20 protein-coding genes and 1 tRNA gene are annotated in these 20842 nt (G+C 69.8%); 9 read left to right on the forward strand and 12 right to left on the reverse strand.

Going from position 1 to position 20842, the window contains the following annotated elements; all coding sequences use genetic code 11:
• The first annotated feature begins 40 nt into the window (after positions 1-40).
• The 3 genes from ACOACQ_RS15920 (at position 41) to ACOACQ_RS15930 (ending at position 1894) form a co-directional block, all read left to right on the forward strand.
• Positions 41-784, forward strand: coding sequence for an SURF1 family protein (locus ACOACQ_RS15920; protein WP_420288741.1), 744 nt, complete (start codon positions 41-43; stop codon positions 782-784).
• Positions 781-1116, forward strand: coding sequence for a DUF3817 domain-containing protein (locus ACOACQ_RS15925; RefSeq protein WP_378596318.1), 336 nt, complete (start codon positions 781-783; stop codon positions 1114-1116). Before ACOACQ_RS15920 ends, ACOACQ_RS15925 begins: the two co-directional genes overlap by 4 nt.
• Before the next feature lie 91 nt (positions 1117-1207).
• Positions 1208-1894 carry a hypothetical protein gene (locus ACOACQ_RS15930; protein ID WP_420288742.1) on the forward strand — a complete coding sequence of 229 codons (687 nt, stop codon included), beginning with the start codon at positions 1208-1210 and terminating at the stop codon, positions 1892-1894.
• A 19-nt stretch (positions 1895-1913) separates the two neighbouring features.
• Here the strand turns inward: ACOACQ_RS15930 and ACOACQ_RS15935 are convergent, their stop codons facing one another.
• Positions 1914-2039 carry a DLW-39 family protein gene (locus ACOACQ_RS15935; RefSeq protein WP_378596321.1) on the reverse strand — a complete coding sequence of 42 codons (126 nt, stop codon included), beginning with the start codon at positions 2037-2039 and terminating at the stop codon, positions 1914-1916.
• 121 nt (positions 2040-2160) lie between these two features.
• Between ACOACQ_RS15935 and ACOACQ_RS15940 the strand changes: the two genes are divergently transcribed.
• Both ACOACQ_RS15940 and ACOACQ_RS15945 read left to right on the forward strand, forming a co-directional pair.
• Positions 2161-2667 carry a peptidylprolyl isomerase gene (locus ACOACQ_RS15940; protein WP_378596322.1) on the forward strand — a complete coding sequence of 169 codons (507 nt, stop codon included), beginning with the start codon at positions 2161-2163 and terminating at the stop codon, positions 2665-2667.
• A gap of 34 nt (positions 2668-2701) precedes the next feature.
• The gene (locus tag ACOACQ_RS15945) at positions 2702-3625 is read left to right on the forward strand and encodes a rhomboid family intramembrane serine protease (protein ID WP_378596323.1); all 924 of its coding nucleotides are present in this window, start codon (positions 2702-2704) and stop codon (positions 3623-3625) included.
• 178 nt (positions 3626-3803) lie between these two features.
• Here ACOACQ_RS15945 and ACOACQ_RS15950 read toward each other — a convergent pair whose 3' ends face one another.
• Positions 3804-4307: a cell division protein CrgA gene (locus ACOACQ_RS15950; protein WP_378596324.1), complete on the reverse strand. Its 504-nt coding sequence runs from the start codon at positions 4305-4307 to the stop codon at positions 3804-3806.
• A 48-nt stretch (positions 4308-4355) separates the two neighbouring features.
• Here ACOACQ_RS15950 and ACOACQ_RS15955 point away from each other — a divergent pair, with 48 nt between their 5' ends.
• On the forward strand, positions 4356-5153 hold the full coding sequence (locus ACOACQ_RS15955; RefSeq protein WP_420288743.1) for a DUF881 domain-containing protein: 798 nt from the start codon (positions 4356-4358) through the stop codon (positions 5151-5153).
• Here ACOACQ_RS15955 and pknB read toward each other — a convergent pair.
• From pknB to ACOACQ_RS15990, 7 genes are read right to left on the reverse strand one after another with little or no spacing between them, the layout of a single operon-like run.
• Positions 5150-7060 (reverse strand): Stk1 family PASTA domain-containing Ser/Thr kinase, encoded by a 1911-nt coding sequence (gene pknB / locus ACOACQ_RS15960; RefSeq protein WP_420288744.1) that lies wholly within the window; start codon positions 7058-7060, stop codon positions 5150-5152. The two genes, ACOACQ_RS15955 and pknB, sit on opposite strands and share 4 nt — an antisense overlap.
• Entirely contained in the window at positions 7057-8592 is a 1536-nt protein-coding gene (locus ACOACQ_RS15965) for a serine/threonine-protein kinase (protein WP_378596328.1), read from the reverse strand. Before ACOACQ_RS15965 ends, pknB begins: the two co-directional genes overlap by 4 nt.
• On the reverse strand, positions 8589-10100 hold the full coding sequence (locus ACOACQ_RS15970) for a peptidoglycan D,D-transpeptidase FtsI family protein (protein WP_378596329.1): 1512 nt from the start codon (positions 10098-10100) through the stop codon (positions 8589-8591). The genes ACOACQ_RS15965 and ACOACQ_RS15970 overlap by 4 nt, the downstream gene beginning before the upstream one ends.
• Positions 10097-11482 carry an FtsW/RodA/SpoVE family cell cycle protein gene (locus tag ACOACQ_RS15975; protein WP_378596330.1) on the reverse strand — a complete coding sequence of 462 codons (1386 nt, stop codon included), beginning with the start codon at positions 11480-11482 and terminating at the stop codon, positions 10097-10099. Before ACOACQ_RS15975 ends, ACOACQ_RS15970 begins: the two co-directional genes overlap by 4 nt.
• A 21-nt stretch (positions 11483-11503) precedes the next feature.
• Positions 11504-13072: a PP2C family protein-serine/threonine phosphatase gene (locus ACOACQ_RS15980; RefSeq protein ID WP_378596331.1), complete on the reverse strand. Its 1569-nt coding sequence runs from the start codon at positions 13070-13072 to the stop codon at positions 11504-11506.
• Positions 13073-13537 (reverse strand): FHA domain-containing protein FhaB/FipA, encoded by a 465-nt coding sequence (locus ACOACQ_RS15985; protein ID WP_378596332.1) that lies wholly within the window; start codon positions 13535-13537, stop codon positions 13073-13075.
• Complete coding sequence (locus tag ACOACQ_RS15990; protein WP_378596333.1) at positions 13530-14267, reverse strand: FhaA domain-containing protein; 738 nt, start codon at positions 14265-14267, stop codon at positions 13530-13532. Before ACOACQ_RS15990 ends, ACOACQ_RS15985 begins: the two co-directional genes overlap by 8 nt.
• A 152-nt stretch (positions 14268-14419) precedes the next feature.
• Between ACOACQ_RS15990 and ACOACQ_RS15995 the strand changes: the two genes are divergently transcribed.
• Positions 14420-14502 (forward strand) — tRNA-Leu (locus tag ACOACQ_RS15995).
• A gap of 66 nt (positions 14503-14568) precedes the next feature.
• On the opposite strand, the gene ACOACQ_RS16000 is transcribed toward ACOACQ_RS15995, so the two are convergent.
• Positions 14569-15594: an AraC family transcriptional regulator ligand-binding domain-containing protein gene (locus tag ACOACQ_RS16000; RefSeq protein ID WP_378597272.1), complete on the reverse strand. Its 1026-nt coding sequence runs from the start codon at positions 15592-15594 to the stop codon at positions 14569-14571.
• 100 nt (positions 15595-15694) lie between these two features.
• On the opposite strand from ACOACQ_RS16000, the gene ACOACQ_RS16005 reads away from it, so the two are divergent.
• Positions 15695-16285 carry a hypothetical protein gene (locus ACOACQ_RS16005; protein ID WP_378597273.1) on the forward strand — a complete coding sequence of 197 codons (591 nt, stop codon included), beginning with the start codon at positions 15695-15697 and terminating at the stop codon, positions 16283-16285.
• Positions 16286-16336: 51 nt separating this feature from the next.
• Here ACOACQ_RS16005 and ACOACQ_RS16010 read toward each other — a convergent pair whose 3' ends face one another.
• The gene (locus ACOACQ_RS16010; RefSeq protein WP_378597274.1) at positions 16337-16942 is read right to left on the reverse strand and encodes a TetR/AcrR family transcriptional regulator; all 606 of its coding nucleotides are present in this window, start codon (positions 16940-16942) and stop codon (positions 16337-16339) included.
• A gap of 183 nt (positions 16943-17125) precedes the next feature.
• Here ACOACQ_RS16010 and ACOACQ_RS16015 point away from each other — a divergent pair, with 183 nt between their 5' ends.
• Positions 17126-20119: an RND family transporter gene (locus ACOACQ_RS16015; RefSeq protein ID WP_420288745.1), complete on the forward strand. Its 2994-nt coding sequence runs from the start codon at positions 17126-17128 to the stop codon at positions 20117-20119.
• An 11-nt stretch (positions 20120-20130) separates the two neighbouring features.
• On the opposite strand, the gene ACOACQ_RS16020 is transcribed toward ACOACQ_RS16015, so the two are convergent.
• Positions 20131-20823, reverse strand: coding sequence for a hypothetical protein (locus tag ACOACQ_RS16020; RefSeq protein ID WP_378597276.1), 693 nt, complete (start codon positions 20821-20823; stop codon positions 20131-20133).
• Positions 20824-20842 lie beyond the last annotated feature (19 nt).

Below are 20842 nucleotides of genomic sequence, written 5' to 3' on the forward strand. Positions count from 1 at the left end.
GTCAGACCAGTACGCTTCAAGTGTGGTCCAGGAGTCGAGAGTGCGCCCCTGGAGCCCGCGTCTGCTGGGCGCCCACCTGCTCGCCCTGGTCTGCATCGCGTTCGCCGCCGGCATGGGCCTGTGGCAGTACGACGCCTGGCAGGAACGGCGCGCGGCCGAACGGGTCGACCTGACCGAGGCCGAGCCGGTGCCACTGACCGACGTCCTCGGACCCGACCAGCCCTTCCAGACCGCCGGACTCGGGCGCCCCGTGGAGGTGCGCGGCACCTTCCTGGCGGAGGGCACCGTGCTCGTCTCCGACCGCGAGAGCGCCGACGGCAAGCCGGGCCGCTGGCTGGTCACGCCGATCAGCGTGGGTGCGCCCGGTGCGCCCGCCGTACCCGTCGTGCGCGGCTGGGTCCCCGCCGACACTGCGATCGAGGACCTGCCACCGCCGCCGTCGGGAGAGGTCGACGTCCTCGGCTGGCTCCAGCCCACGGAGGCAGCGGGCGAGCCCGACGACGACCCGAAGGACGCCGTCGTCCCCGCACTGCGGATCGCCGACCTGCTCCAGCTCCTCGACGAGGACCAGGACCTCTATGAGGCCTACGTCGTCACCGAGGAGCCGTTGGCCACCGACCTCGCCGACGGCGTCACCGCGGCCACGCTCGACCAGCTCCCGCCCGCCAGCCGGTTCACCGGTCTGCGCAACATCCTCTACGCGATCGAGTGGTGGGTGTTCGCTGCGTTCGCGGGGTTCCTGTGGTGGCGCTACGTGCGCGACGCCGTACGCTCGCAGTCGTGACCAAGCTCTTCAACACCTACCGCGTGCTCGCCCTCGTGGTCGGCGTACTTCTCGTCATCGGCACCCTCGGCTCCGTCCTGAAGTACCTGCTCGAGGACGGCAGCGGACTGCAGCAGTTCGGCGACGACCTGACGCCGATCTGGCTGGTGCACGGGTGGATCTACATGGTCTACGTCGCCGTGGCGTTCGTGCTCACGCAGAAGGCCCGCTGGACGCTGCCGCAGTTCGGCCTGATGATGATCGCCGGCCTGATCCCCGGTCTGATCTTCTGGGTCGAGCGCCGGGTGGCTGATCGGCTGCGCGAGGAACATCCCGAGCTCGTCAGCTCCTGAGAAGGGTGCCTGCTCGCAGGTTGATTGATATCAATCAACCTGCGGCATGGGGCGGTGTTTCGGGGCCACCGATCTCGCTTGTGGAGAGTCCGTGTCGATGTCGGCGCCGGGTGTCACCGTCGTCCACATGCGATTGATCAGCTCCCCCTACGAGCGCCCGTTCCTTCGGCCGGCCTCACTGAATCCCTTCGACATCATCGGGGACGGCGTGGTGGAGACCCTTCGTGACCGTGGCGCCCAGGAGCTCAGCATCAGGTCCGTGGCCAAGGCCCTCGGGGTGACATCGCAGGGCCTGCACCAGCGATTGCAGAGTCACCGTCATGACGACACCGAGACGCCGACCGCGGTCCTGTGCCGCATGGCATCGGTGGCACTGGGGCAACGATGGTTCACGTGGGTCCGTGAGTCGCTGATGGCACTCGCCCCGGAGGTTCCAGAGATCCGCCTCCCGCAGACAGAGCACGAGCGCATGGGAGTCGCGGTCTGGACGGCCTGGCATGAAGTCGCCCGGGGACGGGACCTCCTCGGGGATCCGGTACCGGGCGAGATCCTTGCCGCGACGCGGGACGACGAGCGCCAGTTGCTCGCGGACGAGATGGATCGGGCCATGGGTCGGCGGCCGTCCGATCACCAGCTGGTGACCCTGCTGGCTCTGGCCGATGGGTTGCGTGCCCAGTTGGTGCAGCCGGCTTCGAACTTGCCGGTGGGTACTGCGCAGGAGGTGATGGCCCGACAGGTGGCCTCTGTTCTCCAGGTGGAGACGCGACCGGCCGCCTGACGGCCATCACCGGGATCGGTCAGGCGGTCGGCCCTGCCGACTGCCACTGGGAAGCTTCGGCGCTGCCACCCTGCAGCTTCTTGGCCACGGCGGCCACGACCGCACCGAGTGCGGCAACCAGCACGAGCGTCTTCAACTTCTTCATCCCGAGTACTCCTTGCGGTGGTGGTTGTACGGGTAGGACCCAGCATGTCCCATCGCGCAAGCACGGTGCCCGTAGGATCGACCGCGCACGAAGACGTACCCATCACCGAGACGAGGATTTCATGGCAGACCAGGCCATCCTGAAGACGAACAAGGGCGACATCAACGTCACCCTGTTCCCGAACCACGCGCCGGAGACGGTTGCGAACTTCACCGGCCTCGCCACGGGCGAGAAGGCGTACGACGCCGGCAACGGCAAGACGGGCCCGTTCTACGACGGCCTCGGCTTCCACCGCATCATTCCGGGCTTCATGATCCAGGGCGGGTGCCCCCTCGGCACCGGCACCGGTGGCCCCGGCTACACGTTCAAGGACGAGCCGCACCCCGAGCTCGTCTTCGACAAGCCGTACCTGCTCGCGATGGCGAACGCCGGCCCCGGCACCAACGGTTCGCAGTTCTTCATCACCGTCGGCGCGACCACGTGGCTGAACTTCAAGCACACCATCTTCGGTGAGGTCGCCGACCAGGCTGGCCGCGACGTCGTCGACGCCATCGCCGCCGTGCCGACCGGTCGCAACGACAAGCCGGTCGAGCCGATCGTCATCGAGTCCGTCGAAATCGTCGGCTGACCTCGGGTCACGACAGGCTCGACCACCGAGAAAAATGACCAACCCTCCGGTCGGGGTGCCGACCTGTTACCGGCACCCCGACCGCGAGTCCTGGATCCGCTGCCAGCGCTGCGACAAGTCCATCTGTCCGGACTGCATGAATGACGCGGCCGTCGGTTTCCAGTGCCCTGACTGCGTGGCCGAGGGCCGCAAGTCAGTCCGCCAGGCAACAGCGGCGTACGGCGGCGCGCGCTCCACGAACCCGGCGCTGACGTCGCAGGTCCTGATCGGCATCAACGCCGTGATCTGGATCGCGATCATGGCCACCGGCCGGTACGGCAGCTGGCTGTACCAACACTTCGCGCTGCAGCCCACGGGCTCGTGTCGCGAGAGCGACGGGTCGTACTACCCGTTCATCACCGACTCGGCGACGTGCACCAGCGGTGCCACCGCGCAGTGGGTGCTTGGTGTCCACGACGGCGCGTACTGGCAGTTGCTCACCAGCATGTTCACCCACGTCGAGCCGTGGCACCTCGGCTTCAACATGCTGGCGCTGTGGGTGCTCGGCCCCCAACTGGAGCAGGTCTTCGGCCGGACCCGTTTCCTCGCCATCTACCTCCTCTCGGGCCTCTCCGGCTCGGTCGCGGTCTACTGGCTCTCCGCCGAGGCCGGCAGCACTGTCGGTGCCTCCGGCGCGATCTTCGGGATGATGGGCGCGCTGGTCATCGTCGGCCTCAAGGTCGGCGGCCAGCTCCAGGGCCTGCTGATGTGGATCGGCATCAACGTCGCCCTGACGTTCACGTTGTCCAACGTGTCGTGGCAGGGCCACTTCGGCGGCCTGGCCGGCGGCGCGCTGATCGCGGCGGTCATCGCCTACGCGCCGAAGGGTCGTCGTACCCAGCTCCAGGTGATCGGCCTGAGTGCCGTGGGTGTCGCCCTGATCGCGGCGACCCTGGTCCGCACGCTCACCCTGTCCTGATCCGGCCGTGGGCGGCACCTTCATCCACAGGGTTATCCACCATTGTGGATGAATAACACCGGTGTAGTTCTCCACAGCTGGGGACAAGCCTGTGGAACGACAAACGCCGGCGGACCCTGAGGTCCACCGGCGTTCGGGTCTCGAGACGGTTGCTACGCAACCTTCTCGACCAACGACGTCACTCCCAACGCGTGGCGAAGGTGAAGCCGACCGCCATGAAGGCGATGCCGACGAACAGGTTCTTCTGACCGAGGTCGTTGAAGATCGCCAGGTCCTTCGGGTCGTTGCCCGTGAGGAAGATGTAGAAGATGCAGATCCAGATCAGGCCGATGATGAAGCAGCCGAGCATGCCGACCACGACACCGCGGCCACGGCCCAGCGGCGTCTTCGGGTGGGCCGAGATGGCCAGGCCGAGGAACAGCGCGATGAACCCGATCAGGTAGTTCTTGCCCTCGAGGTCCTGGAGGAACGACGGCCCGGTCGGCTGGTTCGGCTTGCCGTCGGCGTTGATGCTGCCGAAGCCGTCGGTCGGACGGACGCCGAAGTAGTAGAAGAGGATCCAGGCGATGCCGCCGACGATGAGCAGCAGGGCGAGCGCGAACCGCAGTGTGAACAGCGGACCGCGGTCCGGCGCGAGCACGTCGCGTTCCTTGCTCTTCAACAGGCGGGGCAACTTGGCCACGGAGGGCTCCTCGATCGTTCTGGGACTTGGGTAGTAGACACTGTCAGTATGACGGGTACGCACACCGGAGGTCCGACGGGCCATCGCTCAGGCCGCTCGTTGGCCTGGCGCATCGGTACGCCCGCCGTTGCCGTGCTGTGCGGCAGCCTGCTCGCGGTGTCGGCCACCAACAGCGACGGCACCGACCTGCGGCCCGGTCGCTACAACGATCTCGCCGGTCTCGTCGAGGGTGAAGCGGCCGACTACCAGGACGTCGAGGACCAGTTCAACACGCTGTCGGCCGAGGTCGACCGGCTCGGCGCCGACGTCAGCGACGAGGGCGTCGACAGCGCCCGTGCGAAGGTCGAGGAGCTCAACGACCCCGCCGGGTTCACCACCCGGCGCGGCGAGGGCCTGCGGATCACGCTCGCCGACGGCCCCGAGGACCTCCTCGAGGAGGCCGCCGAGCGCAACCGCGACCTCCCGCCCGAGAAGCGGCTGAACCTGAACCGCTTCGTCGTGCACCAGCAGGACATCCAGGCCGTGGTCAACGCCCTGTGGAGCGGTGGCGCGCGGGCGGTCACGATCGCCGGCCAGCGCGTCATCAGCACCACCGGCATCAAGTGCACGGGGCCAGTCGTCCAGCTCGCCGGTGTGCCGTACCCGCAGCCGTACGTCATCGAAGCGGTCGGGGACCAGACCGCCCTGCTCGCCTCGGTGGAGAACGACGAGCTGGTCAGTCGCTACCGCTCGGACTCCGACAACCCCGAGATCCAGATCGGCTGGACACTCGAGGAGCCTGACCTGGTCACGGCGCCGGCGTACGACGCCGTCCTCGACCTGCAGTACGCCCGACCGCTGCGCTAGCCGCCGGGTGGCGGGTCGAGCGGGTTGAGCGGGTCGGTGCCGGCGGTGACCTCCGCGCCGTCGCTGACGCCGTCCAGGTCGGTGTCAGCGATCGTCGGGTTGGTGCCCCGCGTCGCCTCGTCCGCATCGGAGAGTCCGTCGCCGTCGGTGTCCACCGGCTCGGGCGGCTTCACGTAGATCGACACGTACAGGACGACCCGGTCGCCCTGGCGCAACGGCTCACCGGCGACCGGGTCCTGGCGCGTGATCCGGCCCTTGGGCTGGGTGTCGTCGTCGGCGGCCGCATTGTTGACGACAGGGATGAACCCGGCGTCGCGGATCGCCTTCTCGGCCGCCGCCTGCGTGCGCCCGACGACGTTCGGCACCTTGGCCGGACCGTCGGACACGCACAGCTCGACGATGGCGGACGTGTCGACGGCCATGCCCGCGTCGGGCGACTGGCTGACGACGGTGCCCGCCGGGTCGTCGGACTCCTTGCACTCGGTCTTCTTGATGTTCGCACGCAGGATGCCGACGTCGAGCAGGTCGTTGACGGCGTCCTTGAACAGCTGGTCGGTGACCGGCGGGAGCGGGAAGTCGCAGGGTCCGGTGGACAGGGTCAGGAAGACCGTCCCGGTGGGCTCGATGTAGCGGTCGCCCAGCGGGTCCTGCTTGATGACCTGCCCGCCTTCGGGGTAGTCGTCGCTGCACTCGGTGGTGCGGTCGTCGATGGCCAGGCCGACGTCGCCGATCCGGTCCCGGGCCAGGTCGCTGTCGAGGCCGATCACCGACGGCACCTTCACGTCGGGCGCCTCGGTGTCGAAGAGCTTCGGCCACACGACGGCTGCCGTGGCGAGCAGGGCGAGGAGGAGGACGCCGAGCACGACCCACAGTGCGACCCGGCTGCGCCGGTCGTCGTCGCGCACCGGCGGCACTGCCGAACGGACGGCGGTCTCGTGGTGCGCGTCGGTCGTGCTGGTCGCGGGCCCCGTCACGACGGGAACGGGCGACACGAGGGCCGTGTTGTCGGCCACGGCCGCCTGGACCGGGCGGCCGGCGAGGTAGCGCTCGATGTCGGCGCGCATCTGCGCGGCGGACTGGTAGCGGTCCTCGACGCGCTTGGCGAGCGACTTCATCACGATCGCGTCGATCTGCGGCGTGAGGTCACCCTCGTGCGTCGACGGGGGTACGGCGGGCTCCCGCACGTGCTGGTACGCGACGGCCACGGGTGAGTCGCCGACGAACGGCGGCCGTCCGGTGAGGAGCTCGTAGAGCAGGCAGCCGGCGGAGTACACGTCGGAGCGGGAGTCGACGGTCTCGCCCCGCGCCTGCTCCGGGGAGAGGTACTGCGCCGTACCGACGACCGCAGCGGTCTGCGTCATCGACGACTGGGCGTCGCTCATCGCGCGGGCGATGCCGAAGTCCATCACCTTCACGTCACCCGACGGCGTGAGCATCACGTTGCCGGGCTTGATGTCGCGGTGGATGATCCCCGCGCGGTGGCTGTAGTCCAGCGCGGACAGCACGCCGCTGGTGATCTCCAGGGCGCGCTCGGGCAGGATCTTGCGACCCTCGCGCAGGATGTCGCGCAGGGTCCGCCCGGCGACGTACTCCATGACGATGTAGGGGACGATCTCGCCGTCGTCGACGCCGCCGACGGTGCGTTCCTCGCCCGTGTCGTAGACCGACACGATCGAGGGGTGGTTCAGCGAGGCGGACGACTGTGCCTCACGGCGGAACCGGGCCTGGAAGGTCGGGTCGCTGGCGAGGTCGGTGCGCAGGCGCTTGACGGCGACGACGCGGCCGAGTCGCGTGTCGGTGCCCTTGCGGACCTCGGCCATGCCGCCGCGGCCGAGGAGCTCGGCGAGCTCGTAGCGGCCGCCGACCGTGGTGCCGCTGGAGCCGGGTTCGGTGGGGGGAGTCGTCATCCGTCTTCACCCCCTGGGAGTTCGGTGAGCGGGTTGCTCGGGTCAGTGGTCTCGTCGGTCGGGCTGGTCTCCTCGGACGGTTCGACGACCGGGCCCCAGTAGTAGACGGTGATCGGGTCGCCCTCGTTCAGGGTGCCGTTGGTGGAGAAGCGGCTCACGGTGTCGGCGGGGCAGGTGCCGTCGTTGACGGTGGAGTCCTGCTCCCAGGTGACCTGGAGACCGTCGTCCTGCAGGTCGGCCACCGCATCGCGGTAGTCGGCGGTGCAGGAGTACGGGGTGTCATCGACCTGGACCGTGGTGGCTTCGGGGGTGGTCTCGGTGGTCTCGGTGGGCTCGCTCGAGGACGACTCCGTGGTGGCCTCGGAGGTCACGTCGGAGGTGGTGTCGTCGGCGGCCGGGTCGTCGTCGCGGTCGCGCCCGAGCAGCAGCGCGGCCACGACCACTGCGGCGATGACGAGCAGGATGACGGCGATCGCGACGGGCCACGGGGAGCGCCCCTCGCGCTGGTTCTCCGGGGAGCCGGCGTAGGCGCCCGGCGCGTCCAGGCGCTGGATCGGCTGGGCGGGCACGGGGACGGGCATCGGGGTGTGGGTCGGCGTGGCCGGCGGGATCGGACCGGTGACCGACGGCAGGACCTGGGTGGAGCCCTCGGACGGCGGCGGGAACGCGCCGGGAACCGGACCGGCCCCCAGGTCGGCCCCGCGTACGGCGGCGGCGAACGCCGCTCCGTCCGGGTAGCGGTCGGCAGGGTCCTTGGAGAGGGCGCGCGTGACGATCGCGGCCAGCGCCGGCGGCACCGTCGAGGGCAGCGCCGGGACGGGCTGCTGCAGGTGCGCGAGGGCCGTGGCGACGGGTGTCTCGGCATCGAAGGGACGCCGGCCGGTGAGGCACTCGAAGGCCACGACACCCAGCGAGTAGACGTCGGAGGCGGGCGTGGACGGGTTGCCGCGGGCCTGCTCAGGGCTGAGGTACTGCGGGGTGCCCATCACCGATCCGGTGCGGGTCAGCGCCACGGCGTCGGCCGCGCGGGCAATGCCGAAGTCGGTGATCTTGACCCGGCGGTCGGCGGTGATCAGCAGGTTTGCGGGCTTCACGTCGCGGTGCACGGTCCCGGCCCGGTGCGCCACGGCCAGCGCCTCGCCGGTCTGTGCGATGAGGTCCTGCACGACGGCGGTGTCGAGCGTGCGGTCGTTGCCGCGCGCGGTCGCGAGCAGGTTCGAGAGCGGCTGGCCGTCGACCAGCTCCATGACGAGGTACGGCGGCATGTTGCCGCTGACCTCGCCGGCGCCGTAGTCGTAGACGCCCGCGATGCCCGGGTGGTGCAGGGCAGCGGCACTGCGCGCCTCGGCCTCGAAGCGGGTGCGGAACATCGGGTCGTCGGCGTACTCGGGCTTGAGCACCTTCACGGCGACGGAACGGTTGAGGCGCGTGTCGGTGCCCCGCCACACCACGCCCATGCCGCCGGTGGCGATCACGGAGTCGAGGTGATAGCGACCTGCCTGGTCTGCGAACTGCCCCTGTGCCGAGTTCACTTCTTCAACACCGCTTCCATCACTGCCTTTGCGATCGGGCCGCCGAGCTGGCCGCCCGCGATCTGCTTGCCGGGTGCTTCCTGGATCATCACGGCCACCGCGACCTGAGCGTCTTCCGCAGGCGCGAAGGACACAAACCACCCGTACGGTGCCTTCCCGGTCACACCGCGCTGGGCGGTACCGGTCTTGCCGGCGACGCTGACGCCGTCGATCGCGGCGGGCGAGGCGGTGCCGTCGTCGACGGTCGCGACCAGCAGGTCCGTGAGCTGGTCCGCGGTCTGGGGCGAGATCGCGTCACGGAGGCTCTCCGGCTCGGTCGTCTCCAGGACGTCGAACGTCGCGGTCTGCACCTCGTCGACGAGGTAGGGCCGCATCAGCGAGCCCCGGTTGGCGATCGCGGAGACCACCATCGCCATCTGGAGCGGCGTCGACTGGACCGAGAACTGGCCGAAGCCGGAGCGGGCCGTCTCGGCGTCATTGAGATCGCGCGGGTCCTGCTGGACGCCGTCGATCGTGTCGATGACCTCTTCGGGGAACACCGACCGCGCCTGCGGGCCGAGATCCCGCAGGTAGTCGCTGTTGAAGCCGAACGCCTCGGCCTGCTCGCGCAGCTTCTCCGGTCCCAGCTCGACCGCCATCTTCGCGAAGGCCGTGTTGCAGGAGTTCTCCATCGCCGCCGAGAACGAGATCTTCGCGGGGTTGCAGCCGCTGCGACCCTCGTTGTCGATCACGTTCTGGGAGCCCGTCGTGCCGGGGGCCTGCCAGGTCGCGCCCGCGGGGACGTCGTCGTCGGCGTCATAGAGCCCGTTCTCGATCGCGGCGGCAGCGGTGACCACCTTGAACGTCGAGCCGGGGAAGAGCCGGGTCTGGATCGCGCGGTTGAGCAGCGGCTGGCGCTTGCTGGCGTCGAGGCGGTCGTACGCCTTCTCGCGGACCTCCCGGTCGTGGGAGGCCAGCTGGTTCGGGTCGTACGACGGGAAGGACACCATCGCGAGGATCCGGCCGGTCTTCGGCTCGATCGCCACGACCGCACCCTCGCCCTCGGGACCGACGGTGTCGCGCAACGACTTGTAGGCAGCGCGCTGGGCGGCCGGGTCGAGGGTCAGCAGGACGTTGCCGCCCTGGTTGGTGTCGCCCTTGAGCAGGTCGACGAGGCGGTTCACGAACAGCCGCGGGTCCTCTCCCGAGAGCACCTCGTTCTGGCTGCGCTCGATGCCGGTCTGGCTGCCGAGCTGGAGGTAGCCGGTGACCGACGCGTACAGCTGCTTCTCGGGATAGACCCGGAGGTACTTGTACTGGTCGTCGACCGGTTCACTGCGGGCGATCGGCTCCTCGCCGACCAGGATCAGGCCCCGCTCACGGCTGAACGCGGCGGCCGCGACCCGGGAGTTCTTCGGATCGGTGTTGTAGTCGTCGGCCTTCCAGAACTGCAGGAACGTCACGTTCGCCATCAGGGCGAGGAACAGGAACATGCAGAAGATGGAGACCGCGCGGATCGGCTTGTTCACTGCGGCACCACCTTCACGATCTGGGTCTGCTGGTCGTCGGGGTCTTCCTGCTGCTCGTTGAGGTCGGGCACCGGGCGGCGGGCCTGGTCGGAGATGCGCAGCAGGATCGCGATGATCACCCAGTTCGCGACCAGGGAAGAACCGCCGTACGACAGGAACGGTGTGGTGAGGCCGGTCAGCGGGATCAGCCGGGTGACGCCGCCGATGACTACGAAGATCTGCAGCGCGAACACGGCCGCGAGGCCGGTGGCGACCAGCTTGCCGAAGCCGTCGCGCGAGATCAGGGCTGCACGCAGGGCGCGCTCGACGACGAGTCCGTAGAGCAGCAGGACAGCCATGACAGCGGTCAGGCCGAGCTCCTCGCCGATCGCGGCGAGGATGAAGTCGGACTCGGCGTACGGCACCCGCTCGGGCATGCCTTCACCGAGGCCGCGCCCGATCAGGCCGCCCCAGGCGAAGCCGTAGAGGGCCTGGACCAGCTGGTAGCCGCTGCCGCTCGGGTCGGCGAACGGGTCGAGCCAGATGTCGACACGGTTCTGCACGTGGCCGAAGATCCGCACGGCCGTCGCGGCGCCGCTGAAGAACATCAGCGCGCCCACCACGATCCAGCCCGGGCGCTCGGTGGCGACGTACAGCATCACCAGGAAGAGGCCGAAGAACAGCAGGCTGGAGCCGAGGTCGCGCTGCAGGATGAGGATGCCGAGGCTGACGACCCACATCATCAGGATCGGCCCGAGGTCGCGGCCACGGGGCAGGTCCAGGAACAGCACCCGGCGGCCGGCCAGGGCGAGCGCGTCGCGGTGGACCACGAGGTAGCCGGCGAAGGTGATGACGAGGAGCAGCTTCGCGATCTCGCCCGGCTGGAAGCTGAACGGGCCGATCGAGATCCAGATCCGGGCGCCGTTGATCTCGGTGCCGAGCACCGGGAGCATCGGCAGGATCAGCAGCGCGATGGCCGCCAGGCCGGAGGTGTAGGTGAAGCGCGCGAGCAGCCGGTGGTCGGGCAGGACCACCAGGGTGCCGATGAACAGCACGACACCGAGCGTCATCCAGGTCAGCTGCTGGCTGGCCAGCCCGCTCTCCTTGGCCAGGTCGAGGCGGTGGATGATCGCCAGGCCCAGGCCGTTGAGGGCCGCCACCACGGGCAACAGCACCGGGTCGGCGTACGGCGCGACCCTGCGGACCGCGACGTGGGCGGCGACGACGAGCAGGGTCAACCAGCCGCCGTACCCGATCAGGTTCGTCGGGACCTCGCCGTCGACGCCGAGCCCGACGGCGGCGTACGCGCCGACGCCGACGAGCAGCGCGAGGACCAGCAAGAAGAGCTCCGCGCCCCGCCTCCGGCGGTGGACGAAGCCCATCAGGGCTGAGTTGGTGGCCATGTCAGTGCCGTCGCGGTTCGCTCAGGAGCCGTCGGGGCTGCCGAAGTCGCTCGCCTCGCCGGCGGGCGTGGTGGGCGGCGGCGCGGACGTGGTGGTGGACGTCGGGGGCGTGACGGAGGGCTCCTCGGTCGGGTCGTCGTTCGGCGCCGGGTCCGTCTGGTCGCCGAGCTGGCGCAGCTTCTTGACGGCGTCTTCGTAGTTGTCGTAGTTCAGCCGGCCGTCGACGGCGCTCTTGTCGGCCTGGCTGAGGTCGTCGAAGGACAGGCCGGGGCGCCAGACGACGTCGGAGAGGCCCGGGACGTCGACGCCCTGGAAGAGCACGACCTCACCCTTCTCCTCGCCGATGTAGTACTGCCGCTGGCTCCACCAGTACGCCGTACCGAGGACCACCCAGACCAGGCCGAGGAGGACGGCGAGCGCGAGCAGGCGGCGCGCCCAGGTGAACCGCGGCGGGGGCTGCAGGGCGTAGCGGACCGCTTCGGGGTCCGGCGGCGGATCGGCGCGGATGGCGTACTCGACGCCGGGCAGGATCTCCTCGTCGATCGGCTCGAGCTCGCCCGTGTCACCGGAGCGATGGCCGCGGAACAGGGCCCGCGGACGGCGGTGCCTGAGCTCGGCGGCAGCGCCGACGACCTGCGCCTCCGGGGGTACGACGGCCGTGTCGCCCGCCTGGGGAGCGAGATGGACGTCGGCGACCACGCAGGTCACGTTGTCGGAGCTGCCGGCCTCGAGGCTGGCCCGGACCATCTCGACCGCCGAGAACTCGGGGGTCCCGTCGGCGAGGATCTCGGTGATCCGCGGGTCGTCGAGCACACCGCACGCGCCGTCACTGCAGAAGAACAGGCGGTCGCCGGCGACGAGCTCGATCGTGAAAAGGTCCGGCTCGACGTCGTGCAGGCCGTCGAGGGCCTTGAGGATGAGGTTGCGGTGCGGGTGGACCCGCGCCTCCTCCTCGGTGATCCGGCCCTCGTCGATCAGGCTCTGGACGAACGTGTGGTCGCTGGTGAGCTGGGACAGCTCGCCGTCGCGGTACAGGTAGGCGCGCGAGTCGCCGACGTGCCCGAGCGCGAGCCGGGCGCCGTCGAAGAGCCCGACGGTGACCGTCGTGCTCGTGCCGTTGAGCGAGGGGTCCTGGTCGACCTGGGCGCCGATGGAGACGTGGGCCTCGTTGAGGCCGTCGGTGATCCGGTGGATCAGGTCGACCGAACCGGGTGCCTCGTCGAGCTGGCGCAGCTCGTTGACGGCCGTGCTGGACGCGATGTCACCGCGGGCCGCACCCCCGACCCCGTCGCAGACGGCGAGCAGCCACGGGCCGGCGTACCCGGAGTCCTGGTTGTCCTTGCGGACCCGGCCCACGTCGGAGACCGCGTGGAAGCTGAACGCCAGGGCCGGCCGCGGCGCGGGAGTGGGGGCGTCGACGGTGTCGACCGGGACCGGCGGAAGGACCGTGTCGTTCTCGACCGTCGGGCCCGAGATGGGGTCCGGGTCGACGGGGCGGTCGCTGGTGGGCTCGGGAAGCGGCTCGGCGATCGGCGGGGCGGGCGGCGGGAGGGGAGCCTCGGGACCGTCCGGTGCTGTCGGTTCGGTCATCTACTTCCTCAGCTCCACGATGGTCTTTCCGATCCGGATCTGCGAGCCGAGGCCCACGGGGACGGGCTGGGTGAGCCGCTGGCTGCCGATGTAGGTGCCGTTGGTGGAGCCGAGGTCCTCGACGTACCACTGCCCGCCGGACGACACGATCCGTGCGTGCCGGGTGGAGACGTAGTCGTCGTCGAGCCGGATGGCCGCGTCGTTGCCGCGGCCGATGAGGACGGGCGCGTGCGCGAGGTCGGCGACGATGCCCGTGTTGACGCCCTGGACGACGGCGACCTGCTTGGGCTGGCCGCGGCGCGGGGCGGGGGCCTTCGCCGGCTTGGGCTGCTTGCCGGGGCTGGCGGGCGCGGGAACCCGCGCACCGAACATGTCGGACCGGATCACCGAGATGGCGGAGAGGACGAAGATCCACAGGATCGCGAGGTAGGCGATCCGGACCAGGAACAGGGTCAGCTCAGACATCGGCCGCCTCCTCGAGCATTCGAAGTACGAGCGACGTGTGGCCGATCTGGACGCGGGAGCCCTCGCGCAGCACGGCGCGGGCGACCTTCTGTCCGTCGACCCGGATGCCGTTGGTGGAACCCATGTCGTGGACCTCGATGAGGAGCGGCCCCTCGCCGGGGGCGAAGCCGTCACCGGACTGGGTGCTGATCAGGAACTCGGCGTGCCGCCGGCTCACGCCCGGGTCGTTGATCCGGATGTCGGCCTCGCTGCCGCGACCGACCACCAGGCCCGGCGGCTGCAGCGGGTGCTGGGTGCCGTTGACCTCGATGACCGCGCGGGTGCGCTGGTTGCCGCCGCGACGCGAGTGACCGGTGACGGTGGCCTCGGCCTGGCTGCGGACCCGGAACCGCCCGGTGCCGAGGTCGTCAGCGGCCTCGAAGACGATCCGGATCGGGCCGGGGAAGACGTAGGACTGCAGCTCGGCGTGCTCGGTGAGCTGCTCGACGAGCTCGGTCTCGAGCGCGGAGTCGTAGGGCCCCAGCCGCTCCAGGTCGCCCGGGGAGAGCTCGACGGCGAAGCTGTTGGGCACCAGTCGGCGGTGCCGCGACAGCACCTGCGCCTTGTTGTCCAGCTCGCGCTGGAGAGCGGCCGCGATCTCGACCGGCTGGACGGCGCTCCGGAAGGTGCGCGCGAAGGCGCCCGAGATCGCTTGCTCGAGGCGCTGCTCGAAGCGCTGCAGTCCCCCCACGTGGGGTGCCCTCCCTTCCGAGGTCGCCTGACGGGTCTCTCGATCGTATCGGTGGCACCCTTCCGCACCCGGTACATCGTCCGCGACCCCGCGGTTCGTCACCCGGTTTTGGGCGAGCGGTGAGGACTGGGATAACCTTGCCGACGCTTCACGCGCGAGTGGCGGAACGGCAGACGCGCTGCGTTCAGGTCGCAGTGTCCGAAAGGGCGTGGGGGTTCAAATCCCCCCTCGCGCACGTGAGACGAAGCCCCGGGTCATCGATCCGGGGCTTCGTTCATTTTCGGATCGCCGCCCGTGGACTTCATTCCTCCCTCAGGACGGCCGCCGGGTCTGGACCGTGCTTGCGGACGTGGGACGGAGAGGCTCCGAACCAGCGCCTGCTGGCCCGGGTCAGTGCACTCTGCTCGCTCAGGCCCAGGACGCCGGCCAGCTGGCCCAGGGGCATGTCGGTCTCGCGCAGATAGCGCGCGGCCTCCTCGCGACGTACCTGGTCGACGAGCCCGGCGAAGGTGACGCCGCGCTCCGCGAGCTGGCGCTGCAGCGTGCGGCGGTGCAGCGCCAGCTGCTCGGACACCAGGTCCAGGTCGAGCCCGCCGGTCGGCAGCATCGTGCGAACGAGCCGGGTGACGGCATCGACCACGCTGGTCGTGGTCGGGGCCACGACGGTGCTCAGGTAGTCCTCCACGACGGCGTGGACCGCGCTGTCGGCATCGAGCGGGCGGGCCAGGACCGCGGCCGGGAACCGGAAGCCGTAGGTGCTCGCGGAGAACTCCACCGGGCAACCGAAGTAGCGCACGTACCCGGACCGGTCGGTCAGGGCATCGTGACGCAGTTGTACCGAGGTCGGTACGAAGTCCGGGTCGGACAGGAGGCGGAACACCCGGCAGGTCACTCCCAACGCCAGTTCGGCCGACTGTCGATGTGCGGGCGGGCGGTCGACGATGATCCGCCACTCGAAGGTGGCCAGACGGTGGCCCGGCTCATGGGTGACGGTGATGGCGATGGCCGGGCTGTAGACCGTCATGTACTTCTCGATCGACCCGAACGCAGCCCCGACCGTCGGTGCGGTGCGGGCCGCCACGCCGAGGGGCCCCAGGATGTCCAGCCCCTGCCTGTCCGCGAGGCGACGCCCGAAGTCACCTGTGCCGGTCGCTCGAGCGGCGGCTTCGAGGACGCTGATGACGCTTCGGTAGTCGACGAAGGCGTCGTGGCGGCCGACCACCTCGGGGCTCAGGTGCGCGAACCGGAGCAGGCCTTCTGCGTCCGCACCCAGCTCGTCTACGAGCTCGACGAACCCCTGCAGCGAGGTCCCGCGGATCAGCGACATGTCACCCAGAGTCAAGAATCAGTCGTCCTGGGTCAAGACCCACGGGTCGTTGCGACGAGATTCTGGTGGCACCCCAGCGCCACCCGACCAGGAGACCCCGATGAGCCGCTTCGACATCACCCAGACCAACATCGCCGTCGAGCGCCTGCTCGAGACGACGGAGAACCCGCGCCATCGGTGGCTGCTGCACGCCTACAACCGGCACCGCTACCTGGAGATGGCCGGGCGTTGGAAGGAGATCTTCGCCCCGGAGATGACCGTCGAGCACCCCGTCTACCACTTCAACGTCTTCGGCATCAGCACCGTTCTCGACGGCGCCGAGGCCGTGCAGGCGGTGTACGAGGAGTGGTCCCGGACAGCCCAGTGCGTCTTCTACGCCGAGGACGAGAAGCTCGCGGTTGGGGACAACATGATCGTCTCCACCGCCACCATCTACCAGCAGACACCCGGCCGCCTGCTCGTCGAAGCCGGTGCTCCCGCTGACCCGGACGCGCACTACCTGGTCGCCAACGTCGAGCACATGATCTGGCCGTACGACGACGAGGGCCGCCTGGTTGGCGAGGACGTGTGGGAGATCGACGAGTCCCAGCGACAGGTCATCCCGCTCGATGCCACCGAGGTGCTGACCGTGGAGATGACCGCCAGGCTCCTCGACCCGTTCATCAAGCCGCTCCCCGTCCGGCCGTTCTGACCAGTCCGTCCTCCGGGAGGCACGTCCCCGTCGCTGGGACGAGAGCGAACCTCAGAGCAGGTCTGCGATCTTCCGGGCCAGGTCCTCAGGCGACTGTGTCGCGATCTCCTCAGGGGCAAGCCGGTCGCGGTAGATCACTGCCAGTCCCTGCACCAGCGACCAGCACATGAGAGCCACGACGTTGGTCGGCTGACCTTCCCGCCAACCCTCGGCCTGGGCGTCCGTGACGGCGTTGACGAGCACCAGCCAGGCCTCGTTGCGCGCGCGTACCAGGTCGGGGTCGGTCAGGTCGAGCACCTCGGAGCGGCTGGCCAGCGCGAACAGTGCCTGTTCGCGCAGTGCGACCTCGATGTAGTGCTGGCCGATGGCGACGACCACCTGCGCGCCGCTCTTGCCCGACGCCCGCGTTTCCTCGGCGGCGGCGATCAGCTCGTCACGCATCCGGACCACGGCCTCGGTTGCCAGCGCCGTGAGAAGCCCCCTGCGAGAGCCGAAGACATGGGCCGGCGCCTGGTGGGAGACGCCGATGCGACGAGCGATGGCACGCAGGCTGACACCGTCGACCCCGACCTCGGACACCTCGACCGCGGTCGCCACCAGCAGGCGCTCCCGGAGGGAACCGGGTGCCAGGTCCGCGCTGGGTCGGGGCTTCGGCACGCTCCGATCGTGGTGCGCCACCGACACGGAGTCAACTCGAGCCATCCCCGGTGGGGCACGCGTGGCTGCGATCACAGGGGGTTTTGGTTGACACTGTCACATCGCGCACTTGACAGTGTCACAGGACCCGATCGACGGGTCAGACGTCGACGGCGCTACGGCGCATCGCAAGGAGTGCACGCCATGGCGCACGAGCCCAGTCGCTGGATGGTCACCCTGGCCCGTACCTGTATTCGGCGACCCCTGCCGGTGTTGGTGGCGTGCCTGGCCCTGGTCGGACTGGTCAACGTGCTGGTCCCCCAGCTGGAGCAGGTGATGGCGAAGGACACGACACCGGTGGTCCCGCCGCAGGCACCTGCAGTGCAGGCCCTTCGCACGATGGATCGTGAGTTCGGGAATGGCCGCAGCCTCGGCACCGTCTTCGTCGTACTGGAGCGCGACGGCGGTCTCACCCGGGCGGACAAGGCCTACTTCGGCCAGCTCCTCAAGGACCTCCGAGCGGACGAGGAGAACGTCGCGTTCGTCCAGGACGTGACGAAGAGTCCCGAGATCATGAAGGCGGTGACCAGCCGCGACGGTGAGGCGGTCTACGTCCAGGTCGGCCTTCCCGGCGACGTCGGCGCACCGGCCGCACTCGGCCAGATCCACGCGGTTCGGGACATCGTCAGGGAGAACCAGCCGGCCGGCCTGAACGTGGTCGTCACCGGACCGGCGGCGACGATCGCGGACATGTCCGTCGAGGTGGAGCACAGCATCCTGCACATCACCTTCGTGACGGTTGCCTTGATCGCGATCATCCTTATGCTCATCTACCGATCGGTCCTGATCACCTCCCTCATCCTGGGATTCATCGGGATCGCCCTGGCGAGTGCCCGAGGTCTCACCGCTCTCCTGGGAGGCCATGCCTTCGACGTCTCGACCTTCACTGCCTCGTTCCTGACGGCGGTGGTCCTGGGGGCCGCCACCGACTACGCGGTGTTCCTGGTCAGTCGCTTCCAGGAGCTGCGCAGGGAAGGGGTTGCGCCGCGAGAGGCCGCCGTCCAGGCCTGCAGTCGCGTCGCACCGGTCATCATCGGTTCCGCGATGACCGTCGTCCTCGCAAATGCCTGCATGGCTCTGGCCGACGTCGGGATCTACCTCACCACCGGTCCAGCGATCGCCGTCAGCATCGTGGCGACGCTGGTCCTCTCGCTCACGCTGATGCCGGCACTCATCGGCCTGCTGGGCGTGCGGGGGTGGCTGGATCCACGACCTCGCGCCACGGGGCCGACGGGGTGGGAGCGCATCGCGGGGGTCGTGGTGGCGCGGCCCGCACGAGTGCTTGCGGCCGGTCTGGTTCCGCTGATCGGGTTGGCCTGCTTCTACCCGCTGCTGCAACCGAGCTTCAACGAAGCGTCCGTGCAGCCGGACGACACCGAGAGCAACATCGGGTACCAGCTGCTCGGCGAACACTTTCCGCTCAACGAGACCCTTCCCGACTACGTCCTGGTGACCGCCGACCACGACCTCCGCAACGCGAAGGATCTCGCTGCGCTGGAGCAGATGTCGGCCGCCGTCGCACGGACCCCGGGAGTGGTGTCGGTCCGTGGGGTGACCCGACCGCTCGGCGCGACGATCACCGAGGCCTCGCTCGGTTACCAGGCCGAGAAGGTCGGCGACCGGCTCAACGGCGCCGGCGAGGACCTTCGTGAGGGTGAAGCCGACGCGGAACGGCTCGCCGAGGGTGCCGGCCAGGTGAGCGACGGGACCGTCGCCGTTGCCGACGGGGCCGACCAGGCCGTCGACGGCGCGGGTCAGCTGGTGGCGGGAGTCCGTCAGCTGCAGGCCGGTGTCGAACGCCTGGCCACGGGCAACGGCAAGGCCCTGGCGGGCAGCGAAAGGCTGCGCGTCGGTGCCGACCAGCTGGCTGACGGGCTCGAGCTGGCGCACACCCAGACCAAGGTCGCGGTCGACGGCCTGGGGTTGGCATACGGCGCCCTGAAGCGCAGCCTGACCTGCTCGCTGGACCCGGTCTGCAAGGCCGCTCGTGACGGAGTCCGCCAGGTCTACGAGGGCGAGCGCGACCAGCTGTTGCCCGGGTTGAGTGAAGCCGCGACGGCCGCTCGCCAGATCGCCGACGGAACCGTGGATCTCGAGCGTGGGCTCAGTGCTCTCGACGCGGGACTGTCACGCGCGGAGCGGGGGGTCGAGAAGCTCGAGACGGGTTCCCGAACGATGGAGTCGAAGCTCGGCGAGCTCGCGCTCGGCGCCGACAAGGTCGCCGACGGGAGCAAGGCGGTGGAGGACGGCACGGGGGAGATCGTCGTCTCGGTCACCGAGCTCCGAGGCGGCCTGGAGCGCGCTGCGTCGTACCTCCGCGAGGCCGGGAGGGCTGGCAAGGACCCGGCGATCGGTGGCTTCTACCTGCCTCCCGCGGCCCTCGACAGCCCGCGGTTCGCATTGGCCAGTGGCCTCTTCCTCTCTCCCGACGGCAGGACCGCCCGCTTCGTGGTGCTCGGTGACACGGACGCGTTCGAGCGCTCTGCGACCGAGCGGGCCCTGGAGGTCAGGAAGGCAGCGGAGCGGGGCCTGCGGGGCACCCAGCTCGAGGACAGCACGGTCACCACGACGGGGATGGCTTCGACGATGGCCGATCTGGAGGCGATCAATGACGGGGACTTCGCCCTGATCGCGGTGGTGGCGCTGATCGGCGTCTTCCTCATCCTGCTGGTGCTGCTGCGGAGCGTCGTGGCAGCCGGGTTCCTCCTGGCCTCGGTCGCGCTGTCCTATGCGGCGGCCATGGGCCTGGGCGTCCTGGTCTGGCAGATCGCACTCGACCGTCCGATGGACTGGAGCGTGCCGACCATCGCCTTCATCCTCCTCGTTGCTGTCGGCGCCGACTACAACCTGCTGTTGATGAAGCGGATGCTGGAGGAGGCTCCCGACGGCTCGCGGGAGGGAATCGCACGCGCCGTGACAGCCACGGGAGGCGTGATCACGGCGGCGGGGGTCATCTTCGCGGCGAGCCTGTTCGCGATGATGGCCGGCAGCGTCCTCACGCTCGTGCAGATCGGGTTCACCATCGGGGTGGGCCTGCTGCTCGACACCTTCGTGGTGCGCACGCTCGTGGTCCCGGCCGGGGCCGCCCTGCTCGGTCCACGGTTGTGGTGGCCACGGACAGCGGACGAGGTGTCCTGACGGCGATGCCGTCAGGGCAGCAGCGTTCGTCCCTGCCACGTCCCGTGCTCCGACAGCGGCCGGAACCGCATGAACGCCGATTCGTGGTGGAACTCGCGCCGGCGCTGCTCGGCCATCGCGACCGTGTGGGCGGGTTGTTCGCCGACTCCCTCGCTGCGCCCGTGCACCATCTCGGTCATCTCCCGCACGGTGCGCCAGATCGAGAAGGTGGAGAAGGTGTGCGGCGGGCGCATCGCGGCGGTGGAGAAGACCGCGGCCGGGTGACCGGCCACGAGGCGTTCGACCGGCTTGCCCCAGCTGAGGAAGCGGGGCAGCTCGCGCAGGCGCAGCCGGGCCAGGGTGACCGCGACGATCGGCTCCTCCGGGTCCCAGTCACCGGCCTTCTGCGGCAGCGGCGCGAGGGCCGCCACCTCGCCGTACCTCCGCAGGAACTGCAACCGCACGTGCCAGCCGGTGGCGAGCTGCCGGCCGAGCGGCTGCGTCGCCAGGAAGGACTCGAGCGCGGCCTCGTCCTCCCACGCAGCGAACACCGCGAGCCGGCGCAGCTGCATCCGCTCCAGTGACACGGTCGGTGAACCGAGGCGCATCATCGCGAGGGTCTCCGCATGCTTCAGGCCGGGTACGACGCCCGCGCGGGGCGGGCGCAGCATCGCGCGGCTCGTGGAGCGGGGCGGCAGCTCGGCCAGGTGGAAGGAGTGCAGCACCGGCTCATTGAAACAGTGC

The sequence above is a fragment of the Nocardioides sp. CPCC 206347 genome (genome assembly GCF_048654605.1).
Lineage (GTDB): Bacteria > Actinomycetota > Actinomycetes > Propionibacteriales > Nocardioidaceae > Nocardioides.